The following is a 23,651-nucleotide window of genomic DNA, read 5'->3' as shown; positions in this document are numbered from 1 at the left end:
TCGCGAGGCACGTTGATCCTTACAGGCCCCTTCCACCGGTGGTCCCGTCCGGTCGTGACGACCGGACGGGACCAGGGAATCGGCAGCGGTTGCCGCACGGGCGCAGCGTGCCCGTGGCTCAGGCTCCGGTCAGCTCGACCTGGACCTCGACCTCCACCGGCGCGTCCAGCGGAAGCACCGCGACGCCCACCGCGCTGCGCGCGTGCACGCCCTTGTCGCCGAGGACCGCGCCCAGCAGCTCACTGGCGCCGTTGATCACGGCGGGCTGCCCGGTGAAGTCGGTTGCCGAGGCGACGAAGCCCACGACCTTCACGACGCGTGCGATCCGGTCCAGGTCGCCCGCGACGGACTTCACCGCGGCCAGCGCGTTGAGCGCGCAGGTCTTCGCCAGCTCCTTGGCCTCCTCGGGCGTGACCTCCGCACCGACCTTGCCGGTGACCGCGAGCTTGCCGTCGACCATCGGGAGCTGGCCGGAGGTGTGGACGTACACACCTGACTGCACGGCAGGCTGGTACGAGGCCAGAGGCGGCACGACGTCCGGCAGCGTCAGCCCGAGCTCCGCGAGCTTCGCCTCGACGGCCCCCGCCACTACGCCTTCTCCCGCTTGAGGTAGGCCACGAGCTGCTCGGGGTTGTTCGGGCCGGGGACGACCTGGACCAGCTCCCAGCCGTCCTCGCCCCAGGTGTCCAGAATCTGCTTGGTCGCGTGCACGAGAAGGGGCACGGTCGCGTATTCCCACTTGGTCATGGCCCGACTGTAATGCCTGGCACGCGCAGCCTCGTGCGTAGCCTGCGGCCCGACTGGTTAGGCTCGAATACGTGAGCAGGTTCCAGGTCGTCAGCGGCAAGGGTGGTACCGGTAAGACCACGGTCGCCGCCGCCCTCGCGCTCGCCCTCGCGACCGAGGGCAGGCGCACCCTCCTCGTGGAGGTCGAGGGCAGGCAGGGCATCGCGCAGGTCTTCGGGACGGAGCCCCTTCCGTACGAGGAGCGCAAGATCGCCGTCGCCCCGGGCGGCGGCGAGGTGTACGCCCTCGCGATCGATGCCGAGCGTGCTCTCCTCGACTACCTCCAGATGTTCTACAAGCTCGGCAGCGCGGGCCGGGCGCTCAAGAAGCTGGGCGCGATCGACTTCGCCACCACGATCGCACCCGGTGTGCGTGACGTGCTGCTGACCGGCAAGGCCTGCGAAGCCGTACGCCGCACCGACAAGCAGAACCGGTACGTCTACGACTACGTGGTCATGGACGCGCCGCCCACCGGGCGCATCACCCGCTTCCTGAACGTGAACGACGAAGTGGCGGGGCTGGCCAGGATCGGCCCGATACACCATCAGGCACAGTCCGTGATGAAGGTGCTGAAGTCCCCCGGGACCGCGGTCCATCTGGTGACGCTGCTGGAGGAGATGCCGGTCCAGGAGACCGCGGACGGGATCGCGGAGCTGCGGGCCGCCGAACTGCCGGTCGGCCGTGTCATCGTGAACATGGTGCGGCCTCATCTGCTGGACGAGGACACGCTGCGCACCGCCGCGCGCGGGCGCCGCAACGAGATCGCCAAGGCGCTCACCCGGGCGGGTGTGACCGGTTCCGCGGCGCTCGTACGCCCCCTGGTCGAACAGGCCGCCGAGCACGCCCAGCGGGTCGAGCTGGAGCGCGCGCAGCGCGAGGTGCTCGCGGGCCTGGAGCTGCCGGGGTACGAACTCCCCTTGATCGGCGAGGGCATGACCCCGGACGGGCTCTACGACCTGGCGACCGAGCTCCGCAAGCAGGGCGTGGGCAACGGGGTGGGCGAAGGGGCGGACCAAGGGGCGGAACAAGGGGTGGGTACATGACGCACGACACGGATGCGGCGGACGCGGCCACCGCCCCCGCCTCCGCACCCGCGCTGGACACCGACGCGCTGCTGGACGATCCCGCCATCCGGATCGTCGTGTGCTGCGGTTCGGGCGGGGTGGGCAAGACCACGACCGCTGCGGCGCTGGGCGTACGGGCGGCCGAACGCGGCCGCAAGGTCGTCGTCCTCACCATCGACCCGGCCCGCCGGCTCGCCCAGTCCATGGGCATCGACTCGCTGGACAACATCCCGCGCCGGGTGCCGGGCATCGAAGGCGGGGACACCGGCGAACTGCACGCCATGATGCTCGACATGAAGCGGACCTTCGACGAGATCGTCGAGGCACACGCGGACGGCGAGCGGGCCCGCGCGATCCTGGAGAACCCCTTCTACCAGTCCCTGTCGGCCGGTTTCGCGGGCACGCAGGAGTACATGGCGATGGAGAAGCTGGGCCAGTTGCGGGCGCGCAACGAGTGGGACCTGATCATCGTCGACACCCCGCCCTCGCGCTCCGCGCTGGACTTCCTGGATGCGCCGAAGCGGCTCGGTTCGTTCCTGGACGGAAAGTTCATCAAGCTGCTGATGGCCCCGGCGAAGATGGGCGGCCGTGCGGGGATGAAATTCCTGAACGTGGGAATGTCGATGATGACCGGCACCCTCGGCAAGCTGCTCGGTGGGCAGTTCCTGCGCGACGTACAGACCTTCGTGGCGGCGATGGACACGATGTTCGGCGGCTTCCGCACCCGGGCCGACGCCACGTACAAACTGCTGCAGGCGCCCGGTACGGCGTTCCTCGTCGTCGCGACACCGGAGCGGGACGCACTGCGCGAGGCGGCGTACTTCGTGGAACGCCTGGCCGCGGAGCAGATGCCGCTGGCCGGCCTGGTGCTCAACCGGGTCCACGGCAGCGACGCCGCCCGGCTCTCCGCCGAGCAGGCACTCGCGGCCGCAGAAAATCTTGACGGGGTCGGCATTGTGGATCAGACGACCGGGAAGGCTGGACTTCGTGAACCGGCCGACTGCCCGGTCGCCTCTCCCGGAACCGTTGTCGAGGCCGATTCCTGTTCTGCCTCTTCCGCCCCTGCCTCTTCCGACGACAAGGACGTCGAAGACCTCGAACCCGATCCTGACCCCGCTCTCGATACCACGACCGGAACCAGCACCGAGGCCGCTCAAGCCACCGCTTCCGTACCGGCGTCCGCTTCCGTCGATCAGCTGACCGCAGGTCTGTTGCGGCTGCACGCGGAACGGATGCAGGTGGTCGCGCGCGAACAGCACACACGCGACCGCTTCATCGCACTGCACCCCGAGGTGGCCGTGATCCACGTGGCCGCACTGCCCGGTGACGTACACGACCTCACGGGGCTTCGGGCCATCGGCGACCGACTCGCGACCGGTTCCTCCTCGGCCGGAGTTGCGTAGCCGCCTGTCCGGTCTATCCCACTGCGGCGTACCTCTCGTGCAGTTCTTCGTCCAGTCCGATCGCCGCGGGCAGGATGCCCGCGGACTGCTCGTACTCGCTGCGCGCTGTTTCCAACAGCCGCCGCCAGGACGTGACGGTCGGCCTCCTGCGCAGCAGCGCTCGGCGTTCCCGCTCCGTCATGCCACCCCACACGCCGAATTCGACGCGATTGTCCAGCGCGTCGGCCAGGCACTCGGTCCGCACCGGACATCCGGTGCACACCGCCTTGGCCCTGTTCTGCGCTGCCCCTTGTACGAACAGTTCATCCGGATCGGTAGTGCGGCAGGCTGCCTGCGCACTCCAGTCGGTTACCCAGCCCATCACGGCGCCGTCCTCTCCCGAATCGAGGCTCCCCCACGGCGGTAGCGGCATATTCACCGCTGCCAGTTGAGGACGTTACGGAAGGCAGCCACAGCACAACACCCCCTTCGGGCCCAATCTTGAATGGCCCGAACGGACTATGCGTATGCGACAGATCACCCAGGGGAGTGAGGTGTGGGCATACATAAACATCCCGGGGTGAGCGGGATGGTTTCTCCTGGGTCACAACGGACGTTCAATGACACAGGAGGCGAATTCGGGAACACCTGAGTGTGTGGCCGGATTGTGCAGGGGGGTTGATACGCGCGGGCACTGCTGTGACAGTTGAGAGCAGCTTAGGCCAAGGCATATACGCGTGTCCGGCGAATGAGAACGTAGGCTGCCCCCATGCCAAAGAAGCACTCGGGCGGGGGCCTGACGACGACCCAGCAGGCCGCCAAGTTCCTCGGCGTCGCCGCACTGTCCGGAGTTGTGCTCGCGGGCATCGCGCTCCCGGCCGCCGGCGCGCTGGGCCTCGCGACCAAGGGGACGGTCGAGGGATTCGACGAGATCCCGGCCAATCTCGAGACTCCTCCGCTGAGCCAGCGCACCAAGATCCTGGACAGCAAGGGCGGATTGATCGCCTCGGTGTATTCGCGCGACCGCACGGTGGTCAAGCTGAAGGACATCTCGCCGTACATGCAGAAGGCGATCGTGGCGATCGAGGACGCCCGCTTCTACCAGCACGGAGCGGTCGACCTCAAGGGCATACTTCGCGCGCTGAACAGCAATGTGCAGTCGGGCGGGACCGCGCAGGGCGCCTCGACCCTCACACAGCAGTACGTGAAGAACGTCTTCATCGAAGAGGCCGGCGACGACCCGGACAAGGTGGCGCAGGCCACCCAGCAGACCATGGGCCGCAAGATCCAGGAGCTGAAGTACGCGATCCAGGTCGAGGAGAAGCTCGGCAAGAAGCGGATCCTGACGAACTACCTGAACATCACCTTCTTCGGGCAGCAGGCCTACGGCATCGAGGCCGCTTCCCAGCGCTACTTCTCCAAGTCGGCGAAGGACCTGACTCTGGAGGAGGCCGCGATGCTGGCCGGCCTCGTACAGTCGCCGAGCCGCTACGACCCGGTCAACGACGCCGCGGAGGCGACCAGGCGTCGCAACACCGTGCTCCAGCGCATGGCCGATGTCGGTGACATCTCGCAGGCCGAGGCCGACAAGGCGAAGGCCAGCCCGCTCAAGCTGAAGGTCCAGAAGCCGAAGAACGGCTGCATCACGGCCGTCAGCGGCGCCGGCTTCTTCTGCGACTACGTACGGCAGGTCTTCCTCACCGATCCGGTCTTCGGCAAGACCAAGGAGGACCGGGCCAAGGTCTGGAACCAGGGCGGTCTGACCATCCGGACGACGCTGGACCCGCAGTCCCAGCAGTCGGTACAGAACTCGATCCAGAAACACGTCTACAAGTCGGACAAGGTCGCGACCGCCGTGACCCTGGTCCAGCCGGGCACCGGCAAGATCATGGGAATGGGCCAGTCCAAGCCGTACGGCTTCGGAGCCAACGAGACCCAGTACAACTACTCGGTCAACAAGAGCATGGGCGGCTCCAACTACGGCTTCCCGACGGGTTCGACGTTCAAGCCGTTCCTCGCCGCCGCGGCCATAGAAGGCGGCAAGCCGGCCACCCAGAGGTACTCGTCCCCGTACGAGATGGACTACCCGGACACGGTGCAGACCTGCGGAAAGCCGTGGGTCAACGACCAGGTTCCGAAGTATCACCTGGAGAACGAGAGCGAGTCGGAGAAGGGCCCGTACGCACTGAAGGAGGCGATGGCGAAGTCCGTCAACACCTACTTCGTGCAGATGCTCGAGGACATCGGCATGTGCCCGGTCTCGAAGATGACGGACAAGCTGGGCGTGGTGCAGGGCGACGGCACCAAGCTGCCGCAGAACCCCTCCACGCTGACCCTCGGATCCAACGGTCTGTCCCCGCTGACGATGGCCAGCGCCTACGCCGCCTTCGCCAACCGCGGTACGTACTGCACACCGATCGCCATCGAGTCGGTCAACACAGCGGACGGCGACTCGCTCGCGGTACCGAAGACCACCTGCTCGCAGGCCATGTCGCAGACGACGGCGGACACCATCAACACCCTGCTGCGCGGCGTGGTCGACTCCGGTACGGGCCAGGAGGCCGGCCTCCAGAGCCGCGACAACGCGGGCAAGACCGGTACGACCGACTCACGCAGGAACGCCTGGTTCGTCGGCTACACACCGAACATGTCCGGCGCGGTCTGGGTCGGCAGTCCGTCCCAGAAGGTCGAGATGGAGCACATCACCATCGGCGGGGTGTACCAGGAGAAGGTGTACGGCGGGCAGGTTCCCGGACCGATCTGGCGTGACGCGATGACGGGCGCCCTGGACGGAGTGGCCGCCCCCTCCTTCAACACCGTCGACATCCCGGACGCACGGGAGGAAGACGACGAAGACGAGGAGGACCAGGGCCAGCCCGGCCCCGGAGGCAAGAAGCCCAGCAAGACCCCGCTCCCCAGCTTCAGCATCCCGTCGAACCTGATCGGCGGGAACAACGGCGGACGCGGTGGCCAGACCAACGGCGGCGCACAGGGGCCCTGACCGGTACGCGGCGCACATGAGGGCGGGGCGTCCCGGATCGACACCGATCCGGTACGCCCCGCCCTCATACGTTCCTGGCCGCGTACTCCTGGCCGTAGGCCATCACGCGGTCGCGCGGCCTCAGCCCGCGAGGAGCTTCTTCACCGCGGCAGCCACCCGGCCGCCGTCCGCACGCCCGGCGACCTTCGGGTTCACGATCTTCATGACGGCGCCCATCGCGCGCGGCCCCTCGGCCCCGCCGGCCTTGGCCTCCTCGACCGCGGACGCCACGATCACGCCCAGCTCGTCATCGCTCAGCTGCTTCGGCAGGTACTCATCAAGCAGCTCGCCCTCGGCCTTCTCGCGCTCGGCCTGCTCGGCCCGGCCGCCCTGGGCGAAGGCCTCGGCCGCCTCACGGCGCTTCTTCGCCTCCTTGGCGATCACCTTCTGCACCTCGTCGTCGGAGAGCTCGCGCGCCGTCTTGCCACTGACCTCCTCCTTGGCGATGGCAGTGAGGGTCAGCCGGAGCGTGGACGAGGCAAGCTCGTCACGCGCCTTCATGGCCGTGGTGAGGTCTTCCTTGAGCCTGGACTTGAGCGTGGTCATATCCCGATTGTGACAGGTACGGGGTGCCCACCGCCCTCCGGTTTCGCTGTCCCCGCACCGTGTCTGCGACGATGTGCGCATGCGCGCACGCTACGGAGTACCCCTGAAAGTCACGGCAGTCGGCGCAGCGGTCGGCGTCGCCGGCCTCGCCTACGCCGCCGGATTCGAGGCCCGCTCGTTCCGCCTGCGCCGGGTCGCCATCCCGGTGCTCCCGTCCGGGGCCCGCCCGTTGCGCGTACTCCAGATCTCCGACATCCACATGGTGAGCGGCCAGCGCAAGAAGCGCGCCTGGCTGCAGTCCCTGGCCGGGCTGCGCCCGGACTTCGTCGTGAACACCGGCGACAACCTCTCGGACCCCGAAGCCGTCCCCGAGCTGCTCGACGCCCTCGGTCCGCTGATGCAGTTCCCGGGCGTGTACGTCTTCGGCTCCAACGACTACTACGGCCCCAAGCTCCGCAACCCTGCCCGCTACCTCCTCGAGAAAGCACAGGGCAAGCACGGTCTGAACGGGAACGCCCCCGCGGTCGGCGTCGTCCACAACCCGTGGGAGCCGATGCGCGACGCCTTCGACGAGGCGGGCTGGCTGGGCCTGTCCAACACCCGCGGCCGCCTCAAGGCCGATGGCCTGGAGATCGCCTTCACCGGCCTGGACGACCCGCACATCAAGCGCGACCGCTACGCGGAGGTGGCCGGCGGTCCCGAGACGGGCGCGGACCTCTCCATCGGCGTGGTCCACGCTCCCTACCTGCGCTCCCTGGACGCCTTCACGGCAGACGGTTACCCCCTGATCCTGGCCGGTCACACCCACGGCGGCCAGCTCTGCATCCCCTTCTACGGGGCCCTGGTCACCAACTGCGACCTGGACACGGACCGGGTCAAGGGCCTCTCCACCCACGACGCCGGTGTTCACCGCGCCTACCTCCACGTCTCCGCGGGCTGCGGCACCAACCGCTACACCCCGGTCCGCTTCGCCTGCCCGCCCGAGGCCACCCTGCTGACGCTGACCCCCCGGGACTGAGGACTCACACCCCGGCCCGACCCCTCCCAGCGGCTGCGACCGCGCGCCTGTGCCCGCAGCCGCACATAAACCGGATTTCGTCTGTGGGCGCGGGTGGGCTAAAGTAATCGATGTCGCCAGGACACTGGCGGCGATCGGGGTGTAGCGCAGCTTGGCAGCGCGCTTCGTTCGGGACGAAGAGGTCGTGGGTTCAAATCCCGCCACCCCGACAGCTGAAACACCAGGTCAGGGGCCTGATCCGCGAGAGCGGGTCAGGCCCCTGAGTGGTTTCTGGGGTCACCTTGGGAGCCGTTTGGGAGCCGACTCCGGAGGCGGCTCCCCGCATCAGGCTCCCCTCGTTGTCAGTGCCTGCCGCTACCGTCGCTGAGGACAGTTCTCCCTCGACCGTGAGTGGTGAGCAAGACATGGCAGACCGAGTGGCCGAGGGCGGCGCAGACCCTCGCAAGGTGTTCGTGATCCACGGACGAAACGAACTCGCGCGCAAGGGGCTCTTCGAGTTTCTGCGAGCGCTGGGCCTCGATCCCATCGAGTGGTCCGAGGCCATCCAGATGACGGGCAAGGGCTCCCCGTACATCGGAGAGGTCCTGGACACGGCGTTCTCGAACGCACAGGCAGTGGTCGTCCTCCAGACCCCCGACGACGTCACCTACCTGCACGAGAGCCTCACGCACGCCGGGGACCCCGAGTGCAGCCCGCAGATGCAGCCCCGGCCGAACGTCTTGTTCGAGGCGGGCATGGCCATGGGCCGAGACGAGAACCGCACCGTCATCGTGGAGCTCGGACAAGTGAAGGTCTTCAGCGACATTCACGGCCGGCATGTGATCCGCCTCGACAACTCCACAAGGAAGCGGCAGGACCTCGCGATGCGTCTGCAGACCGCGGGGTGTGCCGTGCGCCTGACCGGCACGGACTGGCATGACGCCGGGGACCTCACTCCTCCCGTACCGCCGGGCGGCGGGCTTCCGCTGGGGCGGAAGCTGCCGTCGTCACAAGCAGCGGGTGCTCCTCGGCTCAGTGCCCGGTACGTCGACAACGGTTCGAGGAAGATGGGGACGGTCATGATCACCAACCACGGTCCGGGAGATGTCTACGAGCTGGACGTGGAAGCGGAGAAAAAGGAGGGGCTCGTCATCCGCAACGATGGCGAGTTCCCCGTCCCCAAGCTGCCTGTCGGCAAGTCCGTGCGGCTGATGAGCACACGGTCCATGGGGATGGGATCAAGATCAAGCTCTTACTTCAACGTCGTCCTCACGGGCAAGACCGCCGATGGGGTGCCGATCAGGGTCGAAGAGTTCGTGGACGGGGCCTGACATGGAAATTCCGATGAGCCTGCCTCTCGACCATGATGGTTTCGTGCGTCGGGAGTGTCCTCACTGCATCAGCCAGTTCAAGTGGCACCACGGACCAGCGAACGAAGAGGCCGAGCAGCAGCCGTCACCCGCCGCCTACTACTGCCCTCTCTGTGGGCAACCGGCGGGCCTGGGCTCCTGGTGGACGCAGGAACAGATCGACTACACCAGGGGCGTGATAGCTCCGGCCGCAGCGCGAGTGGTGGAGGACGAGCTGAAGAACGCGTTCAAGCGGACCCGCAGCAAGTACGTGAAGGTCAGCGTCAGGAGCGGCATGGAATCTCCCGCGGTACCTTCGCCGCTGACCGAGCCTGACGACATGGTCATCGTGACATCCCCTTGCCACTCGTACGAGCCGGTGAAGGTACACGAAGAGACCTCAGGCCCGTATCACTGCCTCGTATGCGGTCAAGCCTTCGCCGTCTGACCTGACGCGCCAACGAAGCTCGGGTGCCCCCACGCGATGTTCGCGTGGGGGCACCCGAGCGGGGCATCACCCAGGTAGCGCCAACCTACGGGCACTGCGTGCACGCAGAAGCTCGTTGAGCACGCGTACCGGTGACGTGGGGCACATGGCCAAGCGGGCGGCGAGAGCCGCCTCCCACTGCTCGGTCAGGCCGAGCATGAGGCGTCGGCGCATGCCGGGGGTGACGTGGGCGTAGCGGGCCGAGACGGAGCCGTCGATGTGGCCCATGCGTTCGTCCATGAGGACCTTCTCGGTGCCGAGGTCCTCCATCATCGTCCGGTGGGTGTGGCGCAGGCCGTGGGGCGTGAGGCCCTTGGCGATCGGGGTCCAGCAGGCGTCGGCCCGGTCGGTGGCGTTACGGCCTCGTGCCGGGACACCTGGCCATGGCTCGCCGAGGAGCGGCACGGGGCGGGCCTCCTGGGGTGCCTTCTTCGGGTACCAGCCGGAGACCGCCGGGGTGAACAGCCAGGTGGCGAAGCCGTTGCGGCGCCAGTGGGCCGCGTGTTCCGACACGGCGCCGCCTCGTACGAATCCGAGGTCCGCGATGGCCTGTTCCACCTTCGCCCGCGTGGCCTCGGCGACGCGCGCAGGGTGGTTGAGGACGTTGGACACCGTGCCCGTGGAGACGCCGGCGCGGCGGGCGACGTCGACCAGCTTGGCTCCCTGATGGCCACCCGTGCGGGCCGCGCCGAGCCCTCGGTAGACGTAGGACTTGCCATGGCAGGGGCACGGCGTCGGCTTCGTACGGGCGATGTGGTTGGCGACCAGGGCCGAGAGCCAGTCCGGTGAGTCGAGCGTCCGGTAGCTGTCGTCCTTGGGCGGGACGCGCACCAGCTCGCCGGTGTCCAGCTCGTACAGCTGCCACTCGACGCGGAAGGATCCGGGCCGGACGAACTCCCTCTCCAGCCCGACCATTTCGGCCCACCGCATCCCGGTGTAGCCCTTCTGCACCACGGCGACGAACTCGTCGTCGCGGCCGGAGAGCAGTGAGGCCCGTTCAGCGGTCAGCAGGATGCCGAGCGCGTCGGTGATGACCTTCTCCGGGCCACGGTCACGCGAGCGACCGGCCCGCTTGCCCCGCCCGCGCCGCCTGGCGGCCGGATTGGACGTGATCAGGCCCTCGTCGATCGCGTCCTCGAGGATCAGGTGGAGCGTCGAGCGCCAAGTCTTGACGCTGGAGGCCGCGTACACGGCCCGCTCCTTCTTCTCCCACAGCTCGACGTCCGTGCGGAGGATGCCGACAAGCGCCTTGTCCTCGAACTCGGGGAGCAGGTGCTCCTCGATGTGCCGCCGGTAGTTCTGCATCGTCGACGCGGCCAGGTCCTGGGCCTCGTACCAGCGGCTCGCGTACTCGCCGAACGTCTCCTGACCGAGGGCCGGATCGCGCCAGTCGCCGCGCCGGTACTTGTTCTCGGCCTCGCTCGCGGCGCGCTGGGCCTCCCCCTTGGTGGCGAACCTGATCGCCTTGCCGCTGTCGTCGACGACCGTGAGGTGCTTGCCGGGCGCGATCTTGTATCGGCCGCGCCAGTAGTTTGCCCGCTTCTCCGCGAATCCCATGTTCTCCTCCCCTCGTCTTATGTCGTCTCTTAGGCGGCGGCCTCGAATTGGGCCTGGCGGGCTCGACGTGGCGGACGAGCACGGAGGCGGCTCATGGGAAGGGGGGCGGCGGACGGAGGAGCGGGAGTGGGAGCGTTCATTTTCGGGACAGCGGCAGCCCCGGCCCGGTTGCCGGGAACGGCCGGACGGGCCTCGTGCATGCGGATGATCTCCGCGAGGTGATCGCCGGTGAAGCGATAGGCGCGGCCGACTCGGGTGAAGGGGATCAGCCGTCGGCGGGCCCGGTCCTTGACCCACCAGGCGGAGCAGCCGAGCACAGCGGCAACGTCTTCGGGGAGAAAGAGGCGCGGCGGCGCGGCGGCGGCGTGCGGGATCTGGGCGGCGGCATGGGGTATCGCGGTGTGGCGCAAGCGGGGTCCTCTCATGGCCTCGGCTGGTGGGGCGGCAACCCCGGCCGGGCCGGTGTCGTTCAAGGGATGGGATGGGCGGGCGGTGCTGGCCGTGGCCTGGGGTTTGCGATCCAGGGCGGCCGGGAGGAGCGGGCTACGGCTGAGGCGGCGCGCCGAACTCCTCCTGGTTGATCTTCATGGTGCTCTCGGCGATGGCGTTGCTGACCATCACGTCGGCCGCCTCGCGGATGTCCGGGTGCTCGTCGAGGTAGGCGGCCAGTTCGTCGGTCGCTCGGCGGTACACGTGCTGGGCTCTCTGGGCAGCTGCGTTGGCGGCCACGACGGTGTCGATGAGCTCCATGGCGCGGCCGGCGGCGGCCAGGGCCGGCGGGCCGACGAGGTTGGACAGCGACACCCCGAAGACCTCGGCGAAGCCGATGGCCTCGTCGAGGTTGATGCGGCGCTTGCCGTTCTCGATCCGCCACACCGCCGACGGGTTCATCTCGTAGCCGGCCTCATTGAGGCGGTCGGAGAGCGTGGTGGTGCTCCAGCCCCGCTGCTCACGCTCGGCCTTGATCCGCTGGGCGGCGTTGTCCTCACCCTTGAGCAGCACGGCGGGCGCCTCGTCATGGTCGTCGTCGGACATCCACCCTCCTTCCAATTGCAGCAAGCCCCTGCAATCCGCAGCGACCACCCAAGAGTACATCACCTTCTGCTGCTTGCAAAGCAGCTCTGCATAAGGCATAGTTGTTGTCGTGCCGGAGCCCTGCCGACCGGCATGCAAAAGCCCCCCGGTGCTTACGACACCGAGGGGCTCAAAGCGCAAACCTCACGCCGCCCATCCCTGAACGACTAGCTGCATGGCCGGGATTGCCGTCCCGTATGGCCTGCAGATTGAGGAGCTCGATGTCCAGTATGGACGAAGCCACCGCGACCACGCCACCACTCACCACCACGCCCGTCCCGTCACCTGCCGTGGCCATACCCGGCCAGTCGCCCACCGAGGATCCTGATCCCGCCCCGGCCTCCGAGGGTGAGCAGGTGCTCGCCGGCCTGCGGGCGCAGATCCGCCGGTACGTCGTACTGCCGAGCGAGGAAGCCTTCACGGCGGTGACGCTGTGGGTCGCGGCCACGCACCTGCAGACGGCGTGGCAGCACGCCCCACGGCTCGCCGTCGTCGGACCGGCCAAGCGGTGCGGCAAGTCGCGGCTCCTGGACGTGATCACCGAGACCGTCCATGACCCGCTGATCACGGTCAACGCCTCCGCCGCCGCGGTTTTCCGGTCGATCACCGAGACGCCTCCGACCCTCCTGGTCGACGAGGCCGACACCCTCTTCGGCTCCGCGAAGGTCGCGGAGAAGAACGAGGAGATGCGTGGCCTACTCAACGCCGGCCACCAGCGCAACCGGCCCACCCTGCGAGTCTCCGGCCCCAACCACGAGGTCTCCAAGTTCCCGACCTTCGCCATGGCCGCCCTCGCCGGCATCGGAGATCTGCCTGACACGATCATGGACCGCTCGGTCGTGATCCGAATGCGCCGCCGCAGGCCGGGCGAGAAGGTCGCGGAATTCCGCACCGTACGGGACACCCCCGCCCTGCACGCCCTGCGCGACCGGCTCGTGGCCTGGCTCGCCCCGCTCCACGCCGAGGCGACCAACATGACGCCACCCATGCCGGTCGAGGACCGGGCGGCCGATACCTGGGAGCCGCTGGTCGCTGTCGCCGACCTCGCCGGCGGCAAGTGGCCCGAGCTCGCACGCACCGCCTGCCAGGCGATGACGAAGCACGAGGCCGAGCAGGACCAAGACAGCAGCGGCCTGGGCATCCGCCTCCTGGTCGACATCCGGCGCGCCTTCGCCGCCGAGGGCGATCCGCCAGTGATCCGCACCAGCCGCCTCCTCGACGTCCTGAACAAGGACGACGAGACGCCCTGGCCGGAGTACACCGCCAACGGGCTCACCCCGCGCGGCCTGCAGATCCTGCTGAAGGACTACGGCATCAGCTCGGCCAACCGCCGCTTCCACGGCGACGTCCAGGCCAAGGGCTTCTCCCGCCTGCAGTTCACCGACTCCTGGGCGCGCTACTGCCCCGAGCCCGCACCGGCCACCGAGCCGCTGGTCCTGCCGGAAACCCCGACCGGCGCCTGACCCGGCACGACCCGTCCCGACTCGTCTCCGCACAGGTCAGCGCCGGGACGAGTCGTCGGCCCGCAACGAGTCGACTCGACATCAGCGCGGCTTCCGTACCTGCTCTGACCAGGCATGCGACGGGTCGCGACGGGTCACCGCCCTCCACGGCCGAATACGCCTTCCCCGACCTTCTGGAGTGCCCTCCCCGTGCCTTCACCCAGCACCACCCTCCCTCCCGCACCGACGCCGGCGTCCCTCCCGATACTGATCCGCGTGGGCGTTGCCCTCCTCGCCGTGGCAGCCTTCGCCCTCTCGTACGACGCCCTGCGTCAGATGGCCGCCGCCAGCCACATCTACTGGCTGCTCACCTGCGCCTTCCCCCTCGTGATCGACGGCTTCATCGCCATCGGCATCGGCGCCCTCCTCGTCCTGCGCACCGCACCCCTGCGGCCCCGCCTGTACGTCTCGGGCTTGGTCGGCATCGCCACCGCCACCAGCATCTGGGCCAACGTCCTGCACGCCATCCGCCTCAACCAGCAGAGCAGCCCAGGCGGGCTCGCTCTCGGCGACATCACCGTCGGCATCATCTCCGCCATCGCCCCGCTCGCCCTCGCCGGCGCCGTCCACCTCTACCTCATCGTCCAGCGCCACTCCTCACACACAGAGCCAGACGACGAAGGCCGCCACAACCCGGAGGCCACAACGCCAGAAGGTGGCGCGGCGCCCGCCACAACGCAACCCGCCTCCGGCAACGACGTGGCCGAGGAAGCCACCGAGCAAGTGGCGCCCCCCAAGAAGCGGCCCGCCAAGCGCCATGACGAAAGGTCGCTCGCCACCTACGAGCAGGTGGTCGAGATCGGGCGCACCGCTCCCTTGGGACGTGACGGCCACGTCTCCCGCCGCAACATCGAGAAGGCGATCAACGCCAAGGGCCTCAGGCCCGGCCGCCGCGAACGCCTCGAAGAGGTCAAGGAGCTACTCCAAGCCGAACTCAACGAAGCCCGCCTCGACTCCGCCGCGTAGACCGACGTCGTTCCCGCATGCCGACCGCTCGCCCCGGAAACGCCCTGGGGCGAGCGCCTCTTCCCTCCCATCCCCGCCGCACGATCAGAGAGCCCGCCCATGCACGAACAGTCCGTTCCCGCTTCCCACCCCACCGTCCAGCCGTCAGCCACACCCTCTGCCCCGGGCGGAGCAAGGTATGGCGTTGGACCGTCCAAGGGCCGGTCCAACGCACAAGCCTCCGCCCCGGGGGTGGCGGAGGCAGTCCCCCGACGCGAGGGCGCAGCGGGGACGGGGGGTGGGCGTGCCGCCGACGAGGCCGCGCTGCGCCGTGTCGCCCGTCGTCGCGCTCGCCAGGATGTGCAGCGCAAGGAGCGCGTCGACGTCCGCTACAGCGTCGACGAGAAGCAGGCGATCCTTGCCGAAGCCCGTCGCCTCGGCCTGGCCGGCGCGCACTTCGTCGGCGCCATCGTCATGGCTCACCTGAACGGCGACCTCGCCCTGCCCGACCAGCGAAGCGCCACCGACGACCTGATCGACGAGCTCGCGTCCCTGCGCACCCAGGTGGCGCGGATCGGCACGAACGTGAACCAGATCGCCCACCGCCTCAACTCCGGTGGCGATCCACACCCTGTGGACGCCGTCGTGCTCGCCGAAGCCGGACGCCTCGTGGCAACGGTGAAGGCAGCGGTCACCACGATCGACACAGCCGCCGACGTGGCCGCCACAAACCGCCGGGCGGCCTGATTGATCGCGAACATCGTCAAGCCCGGCCACAAAACCAGGGGCGTCCTCAACTACCTCTACGGTCCCGGCCGCGCCAACGAGCACACCGACCCCCACCTCGTCGCCTCCTTTGACGGCTTCGCCCCCGACCCCGGCCGCGACCCCGACGCCACCCTGGCCCAGCTCGCCACCGTCCTCGACCTGCGGGTCAAGCAGGCCGGCCACAAGGCGCCGAAGAACCACGTCTGGCACTGCTCGATCCGCGCCGCCCCCGAGGACCGCCACCTGTCCGACGACGAGTGGGCCACCATCGCCCGCCGCGTGCTGAACGCCACCGGCATCGCCCCGGCCGGCGACCCTGACGCCTGCCGCTGGGTCGCCGTCCGCCACGCCGACGACCACATCCACATCGTCGCCACCAAGGTCCGAGGTGACCTTCGCCCGCCCCGCAACTGGAACGACTTCCTGCGCGCCGACAAGGAACTCGTCGCCGTCGAGAAGGACTACGGGCTCCGCCAGGTCCCGCGCGGCGACCGCACCGCAGCCAAGCGCCCTACCCGAGCCGAACAGGAAAAGGCCCAGCGCACCGGCCGAGCCACAACCTCCCGCGAACGCCTACGCGCCACCGCCCGCACCCTCCTCGCAGCAGCCACGACACCAGAGGAGTTCTTCCGCCTCCTCGACGGCTCCGGCGTGCTCGTGGAGATCCAGCGATTCCCCTCCGGCGACATCCGCGGCTACAAGGTCGCCCTCGCCGGCGACACCAACAAGGACGGCCAGCCCATCTGGTTCTCCGGCTCCACCCTCGCCCCCGACCTCTCCTACCCCAAGATCAACGAACGCCTCACCGCCACCGAAACCAGTCCAGCAGCACCGCCCGAGTCCCGTGCCTGGCGCCAACTCGCCCGGGCAACCGACCGGGTACCCGAGCTCCTCGACCACAGCCAGGACGAGGCCGGGCAGGCGCACATCGCCGTCCTCGCCGAAACCCTCGATGTCCTGCCCCTCGTCGCCCCTCCGGCCCTGCGGCCCCGGCTCCTGCAGGCAGCCACAGCCTTCGAGCGGGCCAGCCGCTCCCGCATCCGCGCCCAGCACCACCAGGCTCAGGCCACCCGCCGCGCGGTCAAGGCGATCCTGCGTGAACCCGCCCCGAAGGACGGAGCCCTCCTCGCGGTTCTCATCGACGCCGTTCTGCTGGCGGCCGTGGCCGCGCAGCAATGGCACCGCACCCGCGGCCACAACCAACAGGCGGAGGCCGCACGACAGGCAGCCGAGCACCTCCGGATCGCATACCAGGCCGCGGCAGCCGAGCCGCTGACCGTGATCCACCAGCGAGGAACCCAGCTGCCCGAGTGGCTTCGTCGCCAGCAGGCGGCCACCGTGCGCCGAACGCTCCCGGAACAGGCCGAACAGATCCTCGCCGAGCCGGGCTGGCCCGCCCTCGCAGCCACCCTCGCCCAAGCCGGCACCGCCGGCCACAACCCCACCGCCCTCCTCACCAAAGCCACCACCAGGCGAGAACTCGACACCGCCACCAGCATCAGCGAAGTCCTCACCTGGCGACTGCACCGCCTCGCCGACCTGACCCAAAGCACCACCAGGCGAGCTTCGGCAACCCCGTCGGCGCCCTACCGCCCCAACCGCACCGAACAGCAGCGCCGCACGCGCTGAACCCCATCCCGCCATCAGACGAGGAGCACACCCTGAAGATCCACCCCACCGCCGATATGTTCCCGATGCTCAGCCAGGACGAGCTGCTCGACCTCGCCGAGTCCATCAAGGCCGAAGGCCAGCACAGGCCGATCGTCCTCGACACCGACGGCGCCCTCCTCGACGGCCGCAACCGTCTCGCCGCCTGCGGGCTCGCCGGCATCGAACCCCGCTTCACCACCTACACCGGCAACAACCCCACGGCGCTGATCCTCTCCAACAACGTGCTCCGCCGGCACATCAGCAAAGGCCAGCAAGCCATGATCACCGCGATGGCTCGTTCCGTTTCGGGACGCTCCCTGCGGGACCACGCCAAGCTCCACGGACTCAGCCGCAGCCGCCTCTCCGCCGCCAACGTCGTCCTCCAGCACTCCCCCCGAGCTCGCCGAACAGGTCAGCATCGGCGCCCTCAGCCTCGACAACGCCTACAACACGGTCTCAGCGGAGAAGGCTCGGGCCACCGCTTTCCAAGAGCAGTACGACCGCCTCCGCGAACACGCCCCCGACCTTGCCGAACAGGTCACCGAAAGCCGGATCAGCCTCTCCGACGCCACAGCGGCGCTGGACCAGCGGCTAGAGATGGAACAGCTCCGGCAGTACGTGATCAATGCAGACACCGTGCGCCAGGCCGATGGCGACACCACCCCGCCCCTGGCCGAGCTCGTCGAACGGGGAGACATCACCTGGCCCGAGGCGTACCAGCGTGCCGAGGAGTTCGCCGTCCACCGCCAGGACACCGTCCAGCGATCCAGGCAAGCTCTCCATCTCATCGCCGAGAACTGGATCGTCATCCAGAACCTCGCCGCCCGACCCGACACCTCCTACGCCCGGGACATCCTCGACGGCCTCGCACCCGAAGTCCGCTCCCTCGCCCAGGCCCTGATGACCCTGACTTGACCCGACACACACTCCTTGGGGCCGACGTCGACCGCGCCGGCCCCAAGGGGCTTGCCTTCTCTCAACAGGGTTGATGCCAGGCGGTCTACCGGTCAGCGGCTACGGCGGTGACGGCCTCGCCCCCTCGCCCCGGAGCGGTACTCAGGACCGTGCCCTGGAAACGGCGCGGGGCGGGCTTGCGAGTCGTGCGCCCGGAGGGAGCGCCAGATGCGTGCCTGGAGTTCCTTGATGCAGGCACCGCAGGCGTACATGGGTACTTGGGCTCCGGCAACAGTGGCTGGCCCGATCCACAAGACCCTGGTGAGTTGCTGTCCGCAGTAGAGCCAGCAGACACCGTCGACCCAGTGGTTGCCGTCATCGGTGGCCGGCGGGTCGGGCAGGCCGCCGCGCGCGAACTCGGCGATGCCGGGGATCACCAGATGGTGCTGTAAGCCCGCCTCGGTGATCACCGCTCATCTCTCCTGTCCGCGGTCCGCGTCAGGCGCAAGAGCGGGCGGCCGACCTTTGGTGTTGACGTCGTCGATCGGGGTCCACTCGTGCTCCAGGATCGAGTACGTGATCGAGTCCCGCCACGCTCCGTGGACGAAGACGTGGTCGCGGATGCGGCCGTCCTCGGTCATGCCCGCCCGCAGAAGGGTCCGCGCGGACGCTTCGTTGTGCGGTGATCGGGCCGCCCAGACGCGGTGAAGGCCGAGCCTCTGGAAGCCGAGCGCGCACAGCAGGTGGACGGTCTCCGTGCCGAGGCCCTTGCCCCACTCGGCAGGGTGCAGGGCGAACCCGATGGTGGCCGCCTGCTGGGGTTCGGTCGCCAGGCGGGCGTAGCCGATCAGCTGGTGCTCGCCGCGCCGGGTCATGGCGAGGCAGTACTCAGTCCTCGGGGTGTCCGTGGCGGAGGCGATGGATCGGTCGACGATCGCCTGGACCTGTTCGGGGGTTCGGGGCTCGAAGCTGAGGTGCCGGGTGGCCTCGGGGTCGCCGTAGATGGCCAGGAGGGCGTCGGTGTCCTCGGGCTCAACTTCACGCAGGGCCAGGCTGGGGCCGGCCATGTGGACTGGGGTCATGGACGCGGAGCCTACCTGCGGGGTCATCGGACGAGGACAGACGTCGGGGTGGCGGTGAAGGCTTCGATCTCCTCGCGCAGATCTGCCGCCGCGCCAATGCTGCGGCGCCCGTCGGCGTGCAGAGCAGCGTGGACGCGCTGGGCGCTGCTGGTGATTCCGAAGTTCCGCTGCCCGATGGGGAGGTCGAGCACAGGTCGTACGGCCTCGATGGCGCCCTCGATCTCGCCGCGGGCGATGCGGGCGAGGGCGAGGTCGGTCTGTGCGCCGGCCTCGTCGCCGAAGGCCCACTCGTCCTCGGCAGCGTCGCGGTACGCGGTGACGGCGGCCTCCGACCGGCTCTCGCCGAGCCCCGGGTCGTAACCGAGGTGCACGGTGGCTTCCGCGACGTAGTACAGCTGCCGGGGTACGGGGAAGGTCATGATGCCACCGAAGGCGTCGAGGTCATCGGGTTCGACGGCCGCGCGGGCTTCCTCGGCCTGCTGGATGGCGGTGCGGGTGGCGTCGGCATCGCCGATCAGGGCGTGGGCGCGTGCGGAGAGACAGGCGAGCCAGACGCCTGTCGTGCCGCGGACGTTGCCGACGGTGCTCTGGCCGAGTGTGGCGTAGTCGGCGGCCTCGCTGGGTCGGCCGGCCCAGTAGGAGATGAGCGACTGCAGGGAGCGGACCCAGGCGCGCATGGCGTGGTGGTCGGCGTTGTCGGCGCAGACGAAGGCGGTGCGGGCCTGCATCATCGCGGCGCTCGGGTTGCCCAGGTCGTGGCTGGCCTTGGCGAGCATGCCGGAGGTGATCCCGGCGAGCAGGTACAGCTCGCGGGCCTGCAGGGGTTTGACCCGGCCGTGCTCCAGGAGCCGGAAGGTGAGGTCCTGCACTTCGACCAGGTCGCCGAGCAGAGTCGGCAACGCCAGCTTCGGGTACGCGACGGTGAGCCGCCGCACTTCGTCATGGATCTGGCCCAGGGTCTCCGGGCCGATGCTGCTGCCTTCCGCCATCGCGGTGAAACGAAGCGCACGACGAGCCGCCATCGCGACCTGCCTTTCCAATTCCGTTGTGCCCGCGTCGATGCGGGGCTCGTTGCTGAACGGGCCGCCGACAGGCAGTGCCGCTGCCTGCTCGGTGGGGAGAAAGGCAGGGGCCGGCCGTGGCGGCGGGACGACGAGCGGGGGATCGGCCGCGGGCGCGGTCAGTGAAGCGGACGGCGGTGCGGGAGCGAGAAGGCGATCGACGCCGACGTCGAACATCGCTTCCAGCACCCGGCACTGATCCGGATAGGGGCGGGTCTTCACCGCACCGCCGTACCAACGCTCGAACTGCCGCTTCGAGACCGACAGGCCCCGAAGCCGCGGATCGTTCTCGTGCTCGGCAATCGAGCTCGCCGTCGCTTCGAACCGGAGGCGGAAGGTCTCGTAGACCTGCCAGTGCCGCCGGAGCGTCAAGACCCGTAAGAGCGTGGGAGTTTCAGCCACGGCAGATCCTCTCCGTCCCCGTTCGTCTCCATCCGACGATAGCCACGTCCGATCGGCGGGAAACCCGTTCAGCGGCTCCCCGACCGAGATGACGGCAGCCATGACGGCGGTCATGACGCACGACCGACATCGCCCGGGTCACCGACTATCCGGCGAGGACGGTTCCATGACGGCGGCGACGTCGTATCCATGTCTCACTGCCCGCCCCCATGCTGAACGCCCCTACGCCGTACGTGCACTTCCGACGACGGAGCGTGATATCGGGAGCTGTCTCAGCGGCTCTGTTCGATCACCCATCCAGCACCACGTGCCCGCCCGCCCAACCATGGGCGGGCGGGCGACGGGAGGGAACCGATGGATACCTTGACCGCCCTTGCCGGGCAGATCGCCCAGCTCGACGCCGTCGACCCCGCTCAGCTGGAGCGGATGCGCCACGAGGCCCTGACGGCCCGGGCGCCGTGGAAGGCGGAGTACAGCGCCTACCAGTCCGGGGGCTGGTGGACGACCTCGCTCATGAACGCGTCTGGCGACCCCGCCGACGTGACGATCGGCGACTGCGCCGCCCGGCCGACCGACCTGCTGGCCCAGATGCCGGCCACCGCCGCCCTGCTGACCGAACTGGGCCTCAACTACATGTGGGTGCGGCTCGCCCGGCTGGAGGCCAACGCCTTCCTGTGGGAGCACCGCGACTACGACGAGCTCGACCAGATCGAGAGGCACCGGCTGCACATCCCCCTGCACACCAACACCTCGGCGTTCCTCGTCACCGGTGGCGCCAAGGTACACATGACTGGCGGGCGGATCTGGCGGCTGACGCCGACCTACGCCCACGGGGTGTGCAACCTGCTCGGGCCGGACCGGGTCCATCTGATCGCCGACGTGTACGCCGACGAGGCCTATCAGCGCCTCGCCCGCCAGCCCACGCTTCACCCCGACTCCGCCGAACCGCTGCCCTTGGCCGACGCGGCAGTACTCGCCGAGCGGCTCCAGGCCGCCCGTGGCATGGCTGGCCTCGGCTACACCGAAGCGGCCGAGCGGATGCTCCTGCGGCTCTTCTACACCTACGCCCTGCCCGAGGGCGCGGTCTACGACCTGATCGCCGAGCTGCACACCTCGCTCGGCGACGAGGAGGCCGCCACGCGCTGGACAACGGCCAAGCGCCGTCTCCTCGCGCTTACGGCCTGACCGCCACGGCCCCCACGCCGAAATCCGATCGGAGGACGCACGTGCCCACCCTGCACCTGGCCGAACTCACCTTCGCCAACCGCCCGTCCCAGCTCCCGCTCCTGTCCCGGCTCGCCGACATCCTGGCCACCTCGCCGGCCGTCACGCACCTGATGGTGCGTGGGTCGCTGGCCCACGGCACGGCCGACCGCCTCTCAGACGTCGACTTCGTCGTCGGCGTCCAGGACGCCGAGCTGCCCGCGTTCGTCGAGGCCGTGGACGACCTGATGTCCATCGAGGCCGGCGCCCTGCTGCCCGGCTGGCGCGACACGATCGTCGCCGACCTCGGCGGCGTCGGCTTAGTCTTCCTTGTCCCGGACGAGGGGCGCCTGCACCAGATCGACCTCTACCTGGCGCCCGCGTCCCGCGTCCCGCGTCTGCGGGCGACGGTCGCCACCGCGTTACTCCTCGACCGCAAGCCGGCGATCGCTCCGTCCGAGGGAACGGTGGTCGCCGAGCGGTTCGCGGCCGAATTCCTCGCCCGGCCCCGGACGTGCACCGAGCTGCTCATCGAGCACCTGGTGCTGGCCGTGCTGCTGCACAAGCGCATCAAGCGGGGCCAGCGGTTCGTCGCGTACTCCGAGTGGCATCGCCTCCACACCGCGACGAAGGACCTGATCAAGGCAGCTCTGGTGCCCGCCTCGCGGTTCTGGGGCTGGTACCAGCTGCGCGAGGAGATCGCCGTCACCCCGATCGGCCGGGCCTGCCTCGGCGACCTGGAGGCGGCGATCAGCGGACCGGCCGTCCCCCTCGCCGCCGATGTGGACGCGGCCGTCGAACGGACGCTCGCCCTGGTCGAGCGGGCCTGCCCCGAGGCGCTGAGCGGGCTGAAGAGCCCGATCGCCGCGTATCGCACCTACCTGGAGCTGATGTGAAGGCGCTCCACCTCGCGGGCCCGGCCTCCGACCGGGCCCGCGAGGGGCTTCCTGCGGGCGAGGCCGCCGATATAGCCCTGCGGCTGAAGAGGCTCGGGCTCGTGCAGGTCGCGGAGACCTTCGGCGGCACAGACTCGGAGGTATACCCCACGGAGGACGGGGTGCTGGAGGCCCGGCGACTGCTCGACCTGCGTGCTGACACGGTCGCCCGTTTCCGGCACGCTTGCGATGTGCTGCTGAAGTGGGTGCTGCGAACCGGCGGACGAGACTCCGCCGTCGCGGTCCTGTCCTACACCGACGATCCTCAGTGCAGCTTCGCCGGGGAGCCCCTGGCTGAGGACGAGGTCCTCAGCGCACTGGACTACCTGGCCGACAACGACCTCGTGCAGATCCACCCCATCGACAACAGTGCCATGGTCCGGATCACCGCAGTCGGCACCCGTTGCGTACTCGCCGGAGGAAGCGTGAACGACTATCTGAGCCGTCAGCCCAACGGCGGCGACACCTACAACATCACCAACTCGCAGGGCTTCGTCGCCGGCTCTCAGCAGCACGTCCTCCAGAACAACCACGTCGGCCTGGACGCCTCCAAGCTCGCGGAGTTCGCCCAGATGGTCAGGCAGTTCGCGCCAACCCTGGGTGCCGCAGACAACCAGCAGAACCAGATCACCACAGACGCGGAGGTACTGGAGGATGCCGCCACCGCCGACCAGCCCGAGCCCGGCCGCATCCGCGCCGCCTACGAGCAGCTACAGACGACGCTCACGGCCATCAGCACGGCAACTCCCGGGCTAGCCATGCTCGTGCAGGCGGGCCAGACCGCGTTCGATGCCGCCTTCGGCGGCTGACCTCCCGGTCCATGCCGTCCTGTGACTGCGAGGTGGGTGCGCTTTTCGGCGGCCCTGGACCAGAGCCGTTCTTGCTCCACGCGACTCAGGTCCTGATGAGTACCCGAAGACCATTTGG

At 69.1% G+C, this 23,651-nt stretch carries 24 protein-coding genes, 1 tRNA gene and 1 pseudogene; 16 read left to right on the top strand and 10 right to left on the bottom strand.

Annotated elements, in window-relative coordinates; all coding sequences use genetic code 11:
- Positions 1-118 precede the first annotated feature (118 nt).
- A complete protein-coding gene (locus AB0L71_RS29410) occupies positions 119-589 on the bottom strand; it encodes a RidA family protein (RefSeq protein WP_365248566.1) in 471 nt (156 codons plus the stop codon).
- Entirely contained in the window at positions 589-747 is a 159-nt protein-coding gene (locus AB0L71_RS29405) for a DUF4177 domain-containing protein (protein WP_003967454.1), read from the bottom strand. Before AB0L71_RS29405 ends, AB0L71_RS29410 begins: the two co-directional genes overlap by 1 nt.
- Before the next feature lie 71 nt (positions 748-818).
- Between AB0L71_RS29405 and AB0L71_RS29400 the strand changes: the two genes are divergently transcribed.
- Together AB0L71_RS29400 and AB0L71_RS29395 are read left to right on the top strand one after the other, a co-directional pair.
- Positions 819-1,829, top strand: a complete 1,011-nt coding sequence (locus AB0L71_RS29400; RefSeq protein WP_365248564.1) for an ArsA-related P-loop ATPase — start codon at positions 819-821, stop codon at positions 1,827-1,829.
- Positions 1,826-3,253: an ArsA family ATPase gene (locus tag AB0L71_RS29395; protein WP_365248562.1), complete on the top strand. Its 1,428-nt coding sequence runs from the start codon at positions 1,826-1,828 to the stop codon at positions 3,251-3,253. Before AB0L71_RS29400 ends, AB0L71_RS29395 begins: the two co-directional genes overlap by 4 nt.
- 13 nt (positions 3,254-3,266) lie before the next feature.
- On the opposite strand, the gene AB0L71_RS29390 is transcribed toward AB0L71_RS29395, so the two are convergent.
- The gene (locus AB0L71_RS29390; protein ID WP_365248560.1) at positions 3,267-3,614 is read right to left on the bottom strand and encodes a WhiB family transcriptional regulator; all 348 of its coding nucleotides are present in this window, start codon (positions 3,612-3,614) and stop codon (positions 3,267-3,269) included.
- Positions 3,615-4,001: 387 nt separating this feature from the next.
- Here AB0L71_RS29390 and AB0L71_RS29385 point away from each other — a divergent pair, with 387 nt between their 5' ends.
- Complete coding sequence (locus tag AB0L71_RS29385) at positions 4,002-6,233, top strand: transglycosylase domain-containing protein (protein WP_365248558.1); 2,232 nt, start codon at positions 4,002-4,004, stop codon at positions 6,231-6,233.
- Between the two features lie 120 nt (positions 6,234-6,353).
- Here AB0L71_RS29385 and AB0L71_RS29380 read toward each other — a convergent pair whose 3' ends face one another.
- Positions 6,354-6,818 carry a GatB/YqeY domain-containing protein gene (locus AB0L71_RS29380; protein WP_365248556.1) on the bottom strand — a complete coding sequence of 155 codons (465 nt, stop codon included), beginning with the start codon at positions 6,816-6,818 and terminating at the stop codon, positions 6,354-6,356.
- A 79-nt stretch (positions 6,819-6,897) separates the two neighbouring features.
- Between AB0L71_RS29380 and AB0L71_RS29375 the strand changes: the two genes are divergently transcribed.
- From AB0L71_RS29375 to AB0L71_RS29360, 4 genes are all read left to right on the top strand, one after another.
- Entirely contained in the window at positions 6,898-7,836 is a 939-nt protein-coding gene (locus AB0L71_RS29375) for a metallophosphoesterase (RefSeq protein ID WP_365248554.1), read from the top strand.
- Between the two features lie 135 nt (positions 7,837-7,971).
- Positions 7,972-8,045 (top strand) — tRNA-Pro (locus AB0L71_RS29370).
- A 195-nt stretch (positions 8,046-8,240) separates the two neighbouring features.
- Positions 8,241-9,146 carry a nucleotide-binding protein gene (locus AB0L71_RS29365; protein WP_365248552.1) on the top strand — a complete coding sequence of 302 codons (906 nt, stop codon included), beginning with the start codon at positions 8,241-8,243 and terminating at the stop codon, positions 9,144-9,146.
- 13 nt (positions 9,147-9,159) lie between these two features.
- A complete protein-coding gene (locus AB0L71_RS29360) occupies positions 9,160-9,612 on the top strand; it encodes a hypothetical protein (RefSeq protein ID WP_365248550.1) in 453 nt (150 codons plus the stop codon).
- 66 nt (positions 9,613-9,678) lie between these two features.
- Here AB0L71_RS29360 and AB0L71_RS29355 read toward each other — a convergent pair whose 3' ends face one another.
- The 3 genes from AB0L71_RS29355 to AB0L71_RS29345 form a co-directional block, all read right to left on the bottom strand.
- Positions 9,679-11,208, bottom strand: a complete 1,530-nt coding sequence (locus AB0L71_RS29355) for a LacI family DNA-binding transcriptional regulator (protein WP_365248548.1) — start codon at positions 11,206-11,208, stop codon at positions 9,679-9,681.
- Positions 11,209-11,237: 29 nt separating this feature from the next.
- Positions 11,238-11,618 (bottom strand): helix-turn-helix domain-containing protein, encoded by a 381-nt coding sequence (locus AB0L71_RS29350; RefSeq protein ID WP_365248546.1) that lies wholly within the window; start codon positions 11,616-11,618, stop codon positions 11,238-11,240.
- Between the two features lie 133 nt (positions 11,619-11,751).
- Entirely contained in the window at positions 11,752-12,243 is a 492-nt protein-coding gene (locus AB0L71_RS29345; protein WP_365248544.1) for a helix-turn-helix transcriptional regulator, read from the bottom strand.
- Positions 12,244-12,512: 269 nt separating this feature from the next.
- On the opposite strand from AB0L71_RS29345, the gene AB0L71_RS29340 reads away from it, so the two are divergent.
- The 6 genes and pseudogenes from AB0L71_RS29340 (at position 12,513) to AB0L71_RS29315 (ending at position 18,062) form a co-directional block, all read left to right on the top strand.
- On the top strand, positions 12,513-13,745 hold the full coding sequence (locus AB0L71_RS29340; RefSeq protein WP_365248578.1) for a DUF3631 domain-containing protein: 1,233 nt from the start codon (positions 12,513-12,515) through the stop codon (positions 13,743-13,745).
- 255 nt (positions 13,746-14,000) lie between these two features.
- Positions 14,001-14,750 (top strand): DUF2637 domain-containing protein, encoded by a 750-nt coding sequence (locus tag AB0L71_RS29335; RefSeq protein ID WP_365248542.1) that lies wholly within the window; start codon positions 14,001-14,003, stop codon positions 14,748-14,750.
- A gap of 231 nt (positions 14,751-14,981) precedes the next feature.
- Complete coding sequence (mobC, locus tag AB0L71_RS29330) at positions 14,982-15,476, top strand: plasmid mobilization relaxosome protein MobC (protein WP_365248540.1); 495 nt, start codon at positions 14,982-14,984, stop codon at positions 15,474-15,476.
- Complete coding sequence (locus AB0L71_RS29325; RefSeq protein WP_365248538.1) at positions 15,477-17,126, top strand: relaxase/mobilization nuclease domain-containing protein; 1,650 nt, start codon at positions 15,477-15,479, stop codon at positions 17,124-17,126.
- A gap of 56 nt (positions 17,127-17,182) precedes the next feature.
- A pseudogene (locus tag AB0L71_RS29320) lies at positions 17,183-17,272 on the top strand (hypothetical protein); the annotation flags it as partial.
- Positions 17,273-17,744: 472 nt separating this feature from the next.
- The gene (locus AB0L71_RS29315) at positions 17,745-18,062 is read left to right on the top strand and encodes a hypothetical protein (RefSeq protein WP_365248536.1); all 318 of its coding nucleotides are present in this window, start codon (positions 17,745-17,747) and stop codon (positions 18,060-18,062) included.
- Between the two features lie 92 nt (positions 18,063-18,154).
- Here the strand turns inward: AB0L71_RS29315 and AB0L71_RS29310 are convergent, their stop codons facing one another.
- The 3 genes from AB0L71_RS29310 to AB0L71_RS29300 are packed head-to-tail and all read right to left on the bottom strand — an operon-like array spanning position 18,155 to position 20,586.
- A complete protein-coding gene (locus AB0L71_RS29310; protein WP_365248534.1) occupies positions 18,155-18,511 on the bottom strand; it encodes a hypothetical protein in 357 nt (118 codons plus the stop codon).
- Positions 18,512-18,514: 3 nt separating this feature from the next.
- Positions 18,515-19,123: a GNAT family protein gene (locus AB0L71_RS29305; RefSeq protein ID WP_365248533.1), complete on the bottom strand. Its 609-nt coding sequence runs from the start codon at positions 19,121-19,123 to the stop codon at positions 18,515-18,517.
- A gap of 23 nt (positions 19,124-19,146) precedes the next feature.
- Entirely contained in the window at positions 19,147-20,586 is a 1,440-nt protein-coding gene (locus AB0L71_RS29300; protein ID WP_365248531.1) for a hypothetical protein, read from the bottom strand.
- 354 nt (positions 20,587-20,940) lie between these two features.
- On the opposite strand from AB0L71_RS29300, the gene AB0L71_RS29295 reads away from it, so the two are divergent.
- The 3 genes from AB0L71_RS29295 to AB0L71_RS29285 are packed head-to-tail and all read left to right on the top strand — an operon-like array spanning position 20,941 to position 23,533.
- A complete protein-coding gene (locus AB0L71_RS29295) occupies positions 20,941-21,771 on the top strand; it encodes an aspartyl/asparaginyl beta-hydroxylase domain-containing protein (RefSeq protein WP_365248529.1) in 831 nt (276 codons plus the stop codon).
- 41 nt (positions 21,772-21,812) lie between these two features.
- Entirely contained in the window at positions 21,813-22,685 is an 873-nt protein-coding gene (locus tag AB0L71_RS29290; protein WP_365248527.1) for a hypothetical protein, read from the top strand.
- Positions 22,682-23,533, top strand: coding sequence for a hypothetical protein (locus AB0L71_RS29285; RefSeq protein ID WP_365248525.1), 852 nt, complete (start codon positions 22,682-22,684; stop codon positions 23,531-23,533). The genes AB0L71_RS29290 and AB0L71_RS29285 overlap by 4 nt, the downstream gene beginning before the upstream one ends.
- Positions 23,534-23,651: the final 118 nt, after the last annotated feature.

The sequence above is a fragment of the Streptomyces sp. NPDC052052 genome (assembly GCF_040680455.1).
GTDB lineage: Bacteria > Actinomycetota > Actinomycetes > Streptomycetales > Streptomycetaceae > Streptomyces.
The sequence above is the reverse complement of the archived record's forward strand: the minus strand, read 5'-3'. Positions and strand labels throughout refer to the sequence as shown.

Excerpts from the sequence above, each read along its gene's own strand:
- AB0L71_RS29405 (WP_003967454.1), bottom strand. The coding sequence starts at position 747 with ATGACCAAGTGGGAATACGCGACCGTGCCCCTTCTCGTGCACGCGACC.
- AB0L71_RS29395 (WP_365248562.1), top strand. The coding sequence starts at position 1,826 with ATGACGCACGACACGGATGCGGCGGACGCGGCCACCGCCCCCGCCTCC.
- AB0L71_RS29390 (WP_365248560.1), bottom strand. The coding sequence starts at position 3,614 with ATGGGCTGGGTAACCGACTGGAGTGCGCAGGCAGCCTGCCGCACTACC.
- AB0L71_RS29385 (WP_365248558.1), top strand. The coding sequence starts at position 4,002 with ATGCCAAAGAAGCACTCGGGCGGGGGCCTGACGACGACCCAGCAGGCC.
- AB0L71_RS29380 (WP_365248556.1), bottom strand. The coding sequence starts at position 6,818 with ATGACCACGCTCAAGTCCAGGCTCAAGGAAGACCTCACCACGGCCATG.
- AB0L71_RS29375 (WP_365248554.1), top strand. The coding sequence starts at position 6,898 with ATGCGCGCACGCTACGGAGTACCCCTGAAAGTCACGGCAGTCGGCGCA.
- AB0L71_RS29365 (WP_365248552.1), top strand. The coding sequence starts at position 8,241 with ATGGCAGACCGAGTGGCCGAGGGCGGCGCAGACCCTCGCAAGGTGTTC.
- AB0L71_RS29360 (WP_365248550.1), top strand. The coding sequence starts at position 9,160 with ATGAGCCTGCCTCTCGACCATGATGGTTTCGTGCGTCGGGAGTGTCCT.
- AB0L71_RS29355 (WP_365248548.1), bottom strand. The coding sequence starts at position 11,208 with ATGGGATTCGCGGAGAAGCGGGCAAACTACTGGCGCGGCCGATACAAG.
- AB0L71_RS29345 (WP_365248544.1), bottom strand. The coding sequence starts at position 12,243 with ATGTCCGACGACGACCATGACGAGGCGCCCGCCGTGCTGCTCAAGGGT.
- AB0L71_RS29340 (WP_365248578.1), top strand. The coding sequence starts at position 12,513 with ATGGACGAAGCCACCGCGACCACGCCACCACTCACCACCACGCCCGTC.
- AB0L71_RS29315 (WP_365248536.1), top strand. The coding sequence starts at position 17,745 with ATGGAACAGCTCCGGCAGTACGTGATCAATGCAGACACCGTGCGCCAG.
- AB0L71_RS29305 (WP_365248533.1), bottom strand. The coding sequence starts at position 19,123 with ATGACCCCAGTCCACATGGCCGGCCCCAGCCTGGCCCTGCGTGAAGTT.
- AB0L71_RS29295 (WP_365248529.1), top strand. The coding sequence starts at position 20,941 with ATGGATACCTTGACCGCCCTTGCCGGGCAGATCGCCCAGCTCGACGCC.